Source organism: Enterococcus sp. GPZ-007 (assembly GCF_059374735.1).
In genome coordinates this window covers 25,753-37,476 of record NZ_JCAFYN010000002.1, presented here as the reverse complement: position 1 = coordinate 37,476, position 11,724 = coordinate 25,753, and the positions used below count along the sequence as shown (strand labels likewise).

9 protein-coding genes are annotated in these 11,724 nt (G+C 33.1%); all 9 read right to left on the bottom strand.

What is annotated here, in order from left to right; all coding sequences use genetic code 11:
* Position 1: 1 nt before the first annotated feature.
* The 9 genes from AC4J95_RS01900 to AC4J95_RS01860 all read right to left on the bottom strand — a co-directional run bounded on the left by AC4J95_RS01900 (position 2) and on the right by AC4J95_RS01860 (position 11,552).
* On the bottom strand, positions 2–1,219 hold the full coding sequence (locus AC4J95_RS01900) for a CDP-glycerol glycerophosphotransferase family protein (RefSeq protein WP_494548380.1): 1,218 nt from the start codon (positions 1,217–1,219) through the stop codon (positions 2–4).
* A gap of 14 nt (positions 1,220–1,233) precedes the next feature.
* Positions 1,234–2,637, bottom strand: coding sequence for an O-antigen ligase family protein (locus AC4J95_RS01895; RefSeq protein ID WP_494548379.1), 1,404 nt, complete (start codon positions 2,635–2,637; stop codon positions 1,234–1,236).
* Between the two features lie 36 nt (positions 2,638–2,673).
* Positions 2,674–3,654, bottom strand: a complete 981-nt coding sequence (locus AC4J95_RS01890; protein WP_494548378.1) for a glycosyltransferase family 2 protein — start codon at positions 3,652–3,654, stop codon at positions 2,674–2,676.
* Positions 3,654–4,709 (bottom strand): NAD-dependent epimerase/dehydratase family protein, encoded by a 1,056-nt coding sequence (locus AC4J95_RS01885; protein ID WP_494548377.1) that lies wholly within the window; start codon positions 4,707–4,709, stop codon positions 3,654–3,656. The genes AC4J95_RS01890 and AC4J95_RS01885 overlap by 1 nt, the downstream gene beginning before the upstream one ends.
* A gap of 10 nt (positions 4,710–4,719) precedes the next feature.
* A complete protein-coding gene (locus tag AC4J95_RS01880; protein ID WP_494548376.1) occupies positions 4,720–5,421 on the bottom strand; it encodes an IspD/TarI family cytidylyltransferase in 702 nt (233 codons plus the stop codon).
* Positions 5,422–6,294: a LicD family protein gene (locus AC4J95_RS01875; RefSeq protein WP_494548375.1), complete on the bottom strand. Its 873-nt coding sequence runs from the start codon at positions 6,292–6,294 to the stop codon at positions 5,422–5,424.
* A gap of 15 nt (positions 6,295–6,309) precedes the next feature.
* Positions 6,310–7,350, bottom strand: a complete 1,041-nt coding sequence (locus AC4J95_RS01870) for a glycosyltransferase family 2 protein (protein WP_494548374.1) — start codon at positions 7,348–7,350, stop codon at positions 6,310–6,312.
* Between the two features lie 14 nt (positions 7,351–7,364).
* Positions 7,365–8,756: a sugar transferase gene (locus tag AC4J95_RS01865; RefSeq protein WP_494548373.1), complete on the bottom strand. Its 1,392-nt coding sequence runs from the start codon at positions 8,754–8,756 to the stop codon at positions 7,365–7,367.
* Between the two features lie 201 nt (positions 8,757–8,957).
* Positions 8,958–11,552 (bottom strand): hypothetical protein, encoded by a 2,595-nt coding sequence (locus AC4J95_RS01860; RefSeq protein WP_494548372.1) that lies wholly within the window; start codon positions 11,550–11,552, stop codon positions 8,958–8,960.
* Between the last annotated feature and the right edge of the window lie 172 nt (positions 11,553–11,724).

Genomic DNA, 11,724 nt, shown 5'->3' with positions numbered 1-11,724 from the left:
CCTATTTTGACATTTCCAATAGTATTCGATCTCCTAAAGTTTGACTTGCATGTCCGGATTCGGAAATATTTAATTCATCTTTAAATCTTCGAACACTCAGCAAATATTCATTCAAATCAAAATTTCTGATACTATCAAGAAAGGAATTTTGGTCCATCGTTACTGGAAAAGGTAAATCAATTAAGTCCATTACCAATCCTCTATTTAGTTTATACTTATCATAATCATAAGCATAAATAAAGCACTTTTTATCAGAAACCAAAGCTTCGCCAATAGTTGACGAGTAATCAGTTATTAGTAAATCAGTAGCACATAACAGCTCTTGCATATCATTGTAATTAGAAGCATCAATGATATTGGTGTTATTAATATCTCCGAGAATCAATTTCTTATTTTCTGTATCATTGGGATGTAAACGAATAAGTAATACATAATCTTTATTAAACTTCACAGAAATTGTTTTTCTTACGTTCTCTAAAAATTCGGAGTTAACTTCTACAAGCTCACCTGCCCTAAATGTAGGAGCATAGAGCACAATTTTTCTTTCTGAAGGAATAGAATAATTTTTGTAAACTTTCTTAATTACAGCAGGATCATTATTTACAATTACATCATTTCTAGGAACTCCTTCCCTGAAAATTTCTCCTTCGTACCAAAACATTTTTCCAATATTATTGAACAATTTAGAGCTCTCAAATACAAGCAGATCGCACATTTCGGAGTCTTTTTTTGCTAATTTTACATATCTTGGTTTTAACTTTTCGACAGCATTATTTTCGATTCGTTTTAATCCAAATCCAGCATGCCAAGTCTGCAAGTAAAATTGACCTTTTCGTTTTGGAGGATAAAAACTTTTTCGACTATTATCTATCCAAATTTTTGCCGAAAACATTTCAAAAAGGGCTTTTATTGATCTATTTTTTACCAAACGAATTCCTATCGGAAATTGCATAGCTTGAGTTTCGATTACTTCTGGTTTACATAACCATACAATATCTAAATCCTTCCTCTGAGATAATAAGTATTCACAAATATACTTTGGATTATCACCATAGCCTTTGCCAAAATAACTGGAAACCACAATTTTATTTTTGTTGAGTGGTTTTAACATTAGGAATGGGTAGCAACAGTAGAATACCCCATATCTTCCAACTCTAAGAAGAATACTTTTTAACACAAACACTATTCGGAATATTTTAGATTCTAAATTATTATTCATAGACATTATTCCTCTCAATGCAAATTCTGTTCTTCTTTTTCCTCGTTCAATTTCCCCATCACATTCCCCAGTAAAAACCAGAATAAAAATGCTCCTGAAATATTCACTAAAATCATTTCATTGTGAAAAAAACCAGAAAAAGCTAGTGCAAAAACACCACAAATGCAATATACAAAACGTTGAGATAAAAAATTGGCTATCGGTTTGAATAGAAAATTTATTACCTTGGCAGCTTTGCTGACAATGAAGGCAATAAAAGTTATTCCACCAAAAATCCCAGTAGAAGCTAACGTATTCAAGTAAGCATTATGGACCGAAAAATTACGTTGTGCAATATAAGTATTAGGTAAAACATCCTGTGCATATGCAATCATGTTTTTCGGAGATGTTCCAAATAGCCAGTTAGATTGAAAAATTTCTAAAGCACTTTTCCAAATAGTGAAACGTAAATTAGATACATCCGAACTCTCCGAAACATCATGTCTAGTCAAATTAACTTTGCCTTCTATTTTTCCTTGAGATTGTTTTTTTTCAAAAAACTGTGGAAAATATGACCATCCGGTTTTAATTAACTTAGTCACTAAAAAGATAACTACGGCGACTATTATCCCACTTAAAATAGATAAGAAAATAGTTAACCCTAAATTTGTATTTTTTTTTATTTGAAATTGATACATAGTGAAGAATACAAAAACAAAACTTGTCAATAATAGCGTAATAAGTCCATTTCTAGATCCTGATAATACGATATAACTAATATTTAGAAAAATTGACAGACAAATACCTGCAATCAACCATTTGTTTTTATATTTTTTGCTGAAAAGATAATATAGACTTAAGAAAATAGTAACGACACACATTACTGATCCATAGTTTGGATCAGAAAAAACCCCAAATAAACGGCCCTCAAGCATGCCAATTCTCAATGGGTTTACCCTTGTTAATTGAATCAAATAATGAAATTGCGTCAAGAACATTCCGAGTGAAACTACTACTAGAAACGTCCAAACAGTAATCAGAATACCACTAATCCAAGACAATAATTGTTCGGAATCTTTTTGGTTGGAACTTACACCGTGGTCATAGACAATGAAAAAGTATAATGCCTCCCATATGATGAATTTAATGTTTGCAAAAATTCCATATTTCATATTGACAAGACTTGAAATAATCATAATAACAATGAACAAAAGAAGTAATGTATCATAAGTCCAACGATTCCTTTTCAATATTCTTGTAAAAAAATCTGCAGCTAAGACGATACTTCCAAAAATTGCTAAAAATGAAAATATTACATTATCAATAATTGAAGGCAATAAGCTGTAAGGTCCGACCGCTCTACTAATCAGTAGTAGTAACAACCCAATTATAAAAATATTTTTCCCTCTTTGGAGCAACACATTTTCTTTATATTTCATAAAATCCATTCTTCCTTTTGACAAATTAAAACTTTATCAACTATTTTTTTTAACCACATGATTATACTTTATTTTTGCTAATAAATCATAACAAGAATTACTGATCATCAAAGCTATCATTGATAATTTTCTACTTTTTGTAAATACTGAATTCTTCATTATAAATGTAAAATTAGAACGAAGAAAGTTCACGATTTGTTTTCTGCTTTCTTTCATCCCTTTTTCATCACTCAAAGCCATCTTATCCAATACATCAAAATAGGACCAACAAATTCTCCTCTGAATAGAATCTATGAGTTCTGGGTATACTTTCTTAATCAATTTTCCATTATACTCCCATGCTTCTATAACATCAAAATTTTTTTCAGAAAAAGCTAATCCAGTGATACTATCATTTCTTCTATAATAAAAGTATTTTTGTTCTGTATTTGAAACGACTCTATCGCACTGCAGTAACAAATCCATAATGATAAAAGCATCTTCCACAATTTTACCTTCTGGATAGCGCACCTTATTGAATAGCTCTTTTTGATAAAGTTTATTCACAGCATAGGCAAAAACATCCGTACTATCTAGAACTGCCTTAATAGCATCTTTTTGATTAATAAGCTGTACTTTTTTTTTGTTGGATACTTTAGTCACTCGATTTTCATAGACATCTATCATTTCTATCGTTGATATATTGGCATTGTAGGCTATAATTTGATTAAATAAAACTTCATACATATCCTCAGCAATATAATCATCACTATCCACAAAGCCTAAATATTTACCTTTGGCAATTTCAATTCCAGCGTTTCTCGCACTACTCAATCCGCCGTTCTCTTTATGGATTACTCTGACACGAGCATCCTCTTTAGCATATTGGTCACAAATAGCACCAGAATTGTCTGGCGATCCGTCATCTACTAAAATCAGTTCAAAGTCCTTGAAAGTCTGATCTAGTATAGAATCAACACATTTCCTTAAATATTTTTCTACATTATAGACAGGAACGATAATACTTATTTCACACATTAAATTCGCTCATTTCTGATTAACTCTACTGTATTTTTTAAAGCCTCATTCACTCCGAATAGTGCTTTCCAACCGAGGGAATTAATTCTATTTGAATCTAGGATAGCTTGATTCGCTGTCGAAAACCCTTTTCGTTCTTCTTCATCAGGCAAATCAAAAATAACTTCTTTCTTATTAAAGCTAGCTAGCACTTTAGCTAAATCTTTTAAATGTAAATCAAATTCTGGAACAGCAATATTGTACGCATCACCATTTTTACCAATTGCTAACAAGTAGAGCAATGCGTATACCACATCTCCAACATAAGCATAAGAGAAATATTGATTACCTTCACTCTTCAAAACAATATCCTCATCATTAACAGCATTCAAGATGAATTGCGATGATGCCTTTGAATCGTTTAATAGCATTGTAGGCCCGAAAGTACGACAAATCCGCGGAATAACAATATCCAATTTATGTTTTGCAATATATGCTTGGCAAAGACTCTCACTAGCTCTTTTTCCCTCAGGATATCCTGCTCTCAATGTATTACAATCAATATAGCCACAGTAATCTTCTGAAAATTTCTCCACGTCTCCTCTGTTTTCACCATAGATTTCAACAGTTGAGAGAAAAGCAATTCGCTTTGAACGATTACGGACAGCAAAATCTAAAACTTGTTGCGTGCCCATTAAGTTTGTCATGATTGTTCCGATTGGATCAGTTGCATAGGCTCTGGGATGTGTATTACTAGCTCCATGGAGAACATAATCAACTTTATCATCTAATGCAATTGGTTGAGTGACATCTGTTTCTACCATATGAAAAAGGCTAGAGTCCAGATACATTGAAAATCTTGATCTTAAGCGATCTAGACTTCTTCCCATTGCAAAAACATGGATGTTTGCATTTAGTTTCTCATTTCTTCTCATTAAAACATCTATCATATAGGAACCAATCATTCCAGTTGCACCGATAATCAAAAATGAATGGTTATCAATCTTGTTCCAGTCATTTTTTGCCTGGTTGATTCTATCTAACTCAGAAAGATAGATTTCATTTTCTAATAACACACTTCCACCTCTAGTCCTTCATCTTTAAATATGCTTTGAAAAGTTCTAAATCATCCTGTGTGGTTAATTTGATGTTCTTGTCAGATCCAGCTGCGAAATACAATGTTTCCCCTAATTCGACCATCATGGTATTAGTATAAGAAGAATCAGTCATTCCAACATCTTCCTTGATTGCCTTGTCGTACGCCCAGCTAAGTTTACCAAACTGATAGGCTTGAGGAGTAGAAACTCTGCGTAAGGTATTACGATCAATATATTGTTTCGTAGTTTCTTCTGTATCCTTTAAGAAAATTTGCTCGTTATATGGTAATGAAGTAACTCCATTTCCATGCTCTTGACACTTAACGATTACATCTGACAATACAATTTCATCAACTAAAGGACGAATTCCATCATGAATAATGATTGTGTCATCTTCCTCCGAATACTCTTTAAGAAATTGAACACCATTATTGATAGACTCCTGTCCTTTAGAACCTCCAGGAATAATCCATTGAATCTTTTTAAGTCCGTATTCCTTCACGTATCCCCAAAGTGTTTCTTCCCAACCATGTTTACAAACCACTAATACCCGATCAACCAGCGGGTGTTGCTCAAAAGACTCAAGAGTATAGATGATGATTGGTTTACCTTCAATTGTTATGAATTGTTTTGGTATATCTTGTCCCATTCTTTTTCCGACACCGCCGGCAATAATTAATGCTGTAATCACTTATTTATCCTCCTTGTTGGTTAAATAATAAATACCTTTATATTTTGTATAAGCATTATCTGGATCAATAAATACTGTTTCGTGGTGCGTCACTCGTTGATCTTCTGAAGGTAGCTGCATGTAGTGTCCGAAAACATTTGATAGATAATTATCATAGCCAATTGGTATTGGTAATTCTGTATCCTCAAAAGGAACTTTTTTAGCATCAGAGAAATCTTTTTTACGGTAGACATTACCCATGTACCTAGGACCTACACATAATTCAGTAACAAAATCAGTTTCTTTTGAATTATACTTTGTCATCCTATTTTCTGCATATTTCCAAACATGATACTTATTCAATTGACTAGGGGCCAGATTCAATAACAATTTTCCTAATTTCGCAAAAAAAGCGCCATGATTTTGGGGAACTTGTTGACTACAGTATACAGCATAAACTAGTGCCCAAAACTTTTGGATTTTTCTTTGATATTTTTTTCCTGGAGCAACATCTAAAGGAAAAATATCAATCTGAATGCCATGACTAATATCCAAGTCTTCTTGATAAGTCTTGATAAAAGTAGTCTCTTTATCTCGAAGCGTTGTGAACGAATTTCGATCATTGTAATTCTTACTAGCTCTCAATAAAACGAATTTATTATCGCTCTCTTGATCTTTCCACAAAACCAGTAATTTTTCATAATCTGACCTAGGCATAAAAAAATCTAAATCATCATCCCAAGGAATAAAGCCTTGATGCCTAACTGAACCTATTGCTCCCCCACCACATAAATAGCATAACAATCCATTCCGATCACAAAAATCAGAAAAATACTTTGCAAGCTTTAAGCTAGTTTCTTGTACTTGACGTAATTGCTTGTCTTTACTGTACATATGATCCCTCAATCGCTAATATTTTCTCTTTAATAATGCCATTAATCCAGGCATCCTTGTCTCAACAAAAGCACCAGTATTAAGCACCAGTAAAAACAAAGGCTTTGGCATATTAAAAAGTATCTTGGTAATTCTTTTTGCTATGGTATCAGTTTTAGCTATTCTTTTTGCATCTAAAACCGATTTATCAAGCAAAATTCTATTAATTTCAACTTTTTTTTGACTCTTGTTAATTTTTTCTGTTTCCAAAATCGAAAAAATGACAGATGTTGTCCCTTTGAGTAATAATGCAGCCATTCCATCTTTATTTTCATCATTTGTAATTGCATTACTACGTTCGTAAAACTCTTTAAAGGTGGCAAACTTATTTTTATTATACTGATTCGTAATTCCTAGGCCGCCTTCAAACTCATAAATATACTCAATTTTTGAGTTCATTACAACCTTAGAACAATGTTTATAATAGTCTAAATTGAAAATTCGATCCTCACAACTACTATAATTCTTAAAACGTATATCTCGATCCATAATAATGTCCCGTCGATAGCATTTATTCCACACGACATACATCAATTGTTTATTCATCAATTCATACATGTCAGATAAAAATCCTTCATTATTATTATAAACATAATCATCCACTAAATAATTTTTTTCATCAGCAATCTTTTCTTGATTTAGAGTTCTGAAAGTGAATGAACTTATAATCAAATCAAGGTTAGGATTATCAGAAATGATACTCAAATAATCATCTAGTATGGTTTGCTTAGGAAAATCATCTGCGTCAAAAAAAAGCAGATAGTCACCCGTTGCTTGCTCAATTCCGAAATTTCTAGCTAATCCAGGTCCTTCATTCTTTTTACTAAACAAAGTGAATCTTGTATCTCCTGCAATATAATTATTAATTACTTTTTCAGTCTCATCAGTAGAACCATCATTAATGAGTAAAACCTCAAAATTCGAGTAATCCATTTTCTTCAATATATCGATAGTCTTGGTAATGGTTAGTTCAGCATTGAAAATCGGAATTATAATACTAAATTTTGGTTTGGACATTCTTTCACCTCAAATTACTGTAAGATTTTCTCTTTTGGAAAGTCCATATTATCTAACGATGTGCAAACCTCGTCTTCTTCCAGACCTTGTGAAGAAACTTTATCAAATAATATTTTGATGGTCTGCAGCAAGATTTTTAAATCCAACATGAAAGAGTATTTCTTGATATAAAGCAAGTCAAATTTCAATTTGCTGTTGTAGTCCGAAACATATTTACCATAAACCTGAGCATAACCAGTAATTCCAGCGCGCACGTTATGGCGTAGATAATAATAGGGATTTTCTTGATTAAATTGCTCAACAAAGAAAGGTCGTTCTGGACGTGGACCAATAATGGACATATCCCCTTTTAGCACGTTAATCAATTGAGGTAGTTCATCAAAACGAACAGCACGGATAAATTTTCCAACAGGCGTTACGCGAGCATCATTACTTTTAGCTAAAACTGGTCCTGATTTAGACTCCGCTGTTGCGCTCATGGAACGGAACTTATATATAGGAAACTCCTTTTGATCCTGAGTAATTCGAATTTGCTTGTAGATAACTGGACCAGGCGATGTTGCTTTTACTAAAATTGCGGTAATCAACATAAAGGGCGATGCAATTACCAGTAAAATCAAAGAAACCACAATATCAAAAAGGCGTTTAAACATAGCATCTTCTGAAGGAATCCTGAATCCAGATGACTCAATAATACTTTCATCTTCAAAGTTCATGATATTCGGATTAATCGTCACTAAGTTTTCAAAGGTTGTATTTAGAAACAATTTCTTTTCTTCTTTAGTTACTAATTGATATACTTTGATTTTTTCAGCCTCAGGAATGTCTGATGCCAAATATACGATATCTACATTACTAATGATTTTAAACAAGTTATCATAGAAGTGATCTAAAACAACTGACTCTACTTTATGTTTATTGTTTTTTTGTGAACTAAAGTTTTGAATCGCTGGTGCTACATCCTTTTCAAAACCAAGAATTGTCACTTTTTTATCAGAGCTCAATTTCATATAGGCTTTATAAATGATTGTACGATAGACAATCAATAATACTGTACCAAGTAAAAATGAAATCAAAATTACCGTTCTGGGAAAAGCGAACCAACGTCCAGCAAAAGTAATGATCATAATACCCAAGGACATCAAGAATTGCCCAATAACCGTCACAAAAAAAATGTCACTGACGATTCTATTATAAAAAACGTACGTCCCTAGTAAAACATTTAATATAATGAAGAACAGCGAAGTAAATAATGCAGAACTTTCAAATGTTTGAAAGTTTCTTGCTGGAATTTCTCCACCAAATTTTAGCAAAAAGCTAAGGTAAACAGAGAAATTATAAACAACCACGTCCACTAAAATAATAAAAAAACGGCGGGCAGCGCTCCATTCGCCACTTTTATTCATACAAACACTCCTAATCCACAAAATAATCCACTTCACATCTTACCATACACCCTAAAAAAAAAGTAGCATTCCTAGAAAAAGTAATAAAAAAGAAAAGAACAAAAAGCGGTCAAATCAGTAGATTTTGACCGCTTTTAATCAAAGTTTCAGATGGATTATATAAAGAAATTTTAAACTTTAAAAATGCATATTTTTACATTTCTAATCTTGTGGGAAAAGGTACACTTTTGAATAGGGGGTACCGGAATAGATGTGAGATATTTTATTGCCATCAATTACTTGATGCCAGAATCTGTTCTCACTCGGGCTATTTCCCCAGAAAATCCCGATATGACAATCATAAGTAGGATTTGTAAAAACGGCTTCCAGATAAATAAGATCGCCCTTTTGCGCTTTTCCGCTTCTTAATAAAGCATCAATCGAACTAAACGAATAATACTCAACATTTCGGGTTAAGGCATCTCGCCAATTATAAGCATTCACGTACCCACCAACTCCAGAAGTTATTCCTGAAATGCGATTTAAGTTTCCACCGCTTCTTCGAGTGACAGTAGCAACGAACCCAGTACAATTCATACCTGGTCCGTATACACTCGGCACACCATTAGGAACTAAAAACATCTCTGGATTGCTGAAACCAGCTAAGCGGAATGGCGTTCCTAAGTAAAAACGATCATTTTGATGTGCATTTAGCTCATTGAGTACTTTTTGACGAGTATTTCCTAGATAATGCGACACACCTCTTCGCTCTCTGACTGCTCCACTATTAACATAACCGAACCATTTGCCATTAGCATCATAAAGCGAATAATAAGTTGAACCATTCATATGTTTGTAATACCACTTGACTTGATAAGTTTTATTGATCAGTGAATTCGTTCTAGTCTTCTCTTTCCAGCTAAAGTTATTCCATATAGAATATCCACTTTTTATTACTAGAACCGATTTATTCATAGAAAAACCAGTTCCTTGGGCACCACCCGCTTTAGCAGCACCACCTTCATTCAAATAGCCCTGCCATTTCCCTTTATTGTCATACAGAGATAAGTATTTGGTTCCATTAAAATGGCGATACCAACCAGTTACTTGGTAGGTTTTTGTGTGTAAATTTTTAGTTGAACTTCCATTTTGAAAATTAAAATCTTTCCAAATGCTCCAATTATTCTTATTTACGGTCACGTATTGATTCGTACTATTCCATTTACCGCCAGGATTATTTGCCGTTTGTGCTCCATCTTCGTTCAGATATCCCATCCATTTGCCTTTATTGTCGTAGACTGATAAATATTTTGTGCCATTATAATGGCGATACCAGCCTGTTATTCGATACGTACGTTGATAGAGATTTTTTGTTGAACTTCCATTCTTGAAATTGAAATCCTTCCAAATGGTCCAATTGTTTTTAGTAACGGAGATATATTGATTAACGCCATTCCACTTGCCTCCAGGGTTATTTACTGTCTGTGCTCCGCCTTCATTTAAATATCCCATCCATTTGCCTTTATTATCATAGACTGATAAATATTTTATGCCATTATAATGGCGATACCAGCCTGTTACTCGATACGTTCTCTGAAATAAACTTTTAGTCGAACTTCCATTTTTAAAATTGAAATCCTTCCAAATGGTCCAATTGTTCTTTGTAATTGTTATATACTGATTGGTTCCATACCATTTCCCTCCTAGAGTCTGTACTACTTCAGCGCCTTCTGAATTAAGATAGCCTTGCCAAATACCTTTACTATCATAAACAGACAAATATTTCGATCCATTTAAATGATTATAATATCCAGTAACTTTATAGGTACGTTGGTACAGGCCTTTAGTAGAATTCCCATTTTTAAAGTTAAAATCTTTCCAGATTGCCCAATTATTCTTTGTAATAGTGATATATTGATTCATTGATCGCCATATTCCACCAGAACTACTTGCCTTCTTTATTGTCCCTTCTTCAACAAACCCTCTGAATATTCCACCATTATCATAAAGTGCATAATACTTTTTCCCGTTAAAATGGTAATACCATTCCTTAACACTAAAAGTTTTTTCATTGATTGATGCAGTGGTTCCCAACTCATCAAAATTTAGATCCTTCCAAATTTTTTGATCTTTCTTCATAACAGAATAATAGTCATTCACAGAGTGCTTGATACCTGCTTGATTGTCTGCTTTTTCAACTGCAGATTCCTCTACCACACCGATTGATTGATCAGTGGAATTTTTTAATAAATAATATACTTTCTCATCGTAGTGATTATAATAGCCTGCGATCTCAAAAGTTTGATCTTTTAAATTTTTCGTCGTTCCATTTTGTTTAAAATCCGTAGTGAATAGCTCTGCATCAGCGGATATTATACTACCATAAGTATTAGACTCAGAAAATAGTTTTCCTTCCTCACTAGTTACCTTTTCAGTACTATCTGGATTAATATAACCTATTTCACGCTTAGAGTTACTTAAAAGATAGTATGTTGTTCCATCATTGCTGGTAACTTCTTGTACAGCAAACGTTTTTTGATAGTTCTTTCGTCCATCATCAATTGTTTCACCATCTAGATTCTTAAATAAAACGTAATTCTCATCGTGGATTGAAATAAAAAACTTATCGCCCACTGGCTCTGCCTGTATACTGTGTTCTGCCTTTTTTGTAATTTGATTTTCTTCACTCATCGATGTCTCTTCGTTAGAAACTACCGAAGATGATGACACTTCAGAAACATATTCTGAGCTTTCTGTTGTCTGTTCAGTTTCAGAGCTAGCTAAACTACTATTCGTTTCTGATTGAACTGTACTCATTGACGAAAGTATTCCAGAGGATAGGTCTTCACTAGAGTTTGTAAAACCAAATAACGGTAAACACAAAACGACTGACAGGCACCATAACCATTTACTCTTTTTCATAATTAAACGTTAAATAATCCGACAGGATTATTTAACATCCCCCCTAACATTATTAATGTTTTTATAA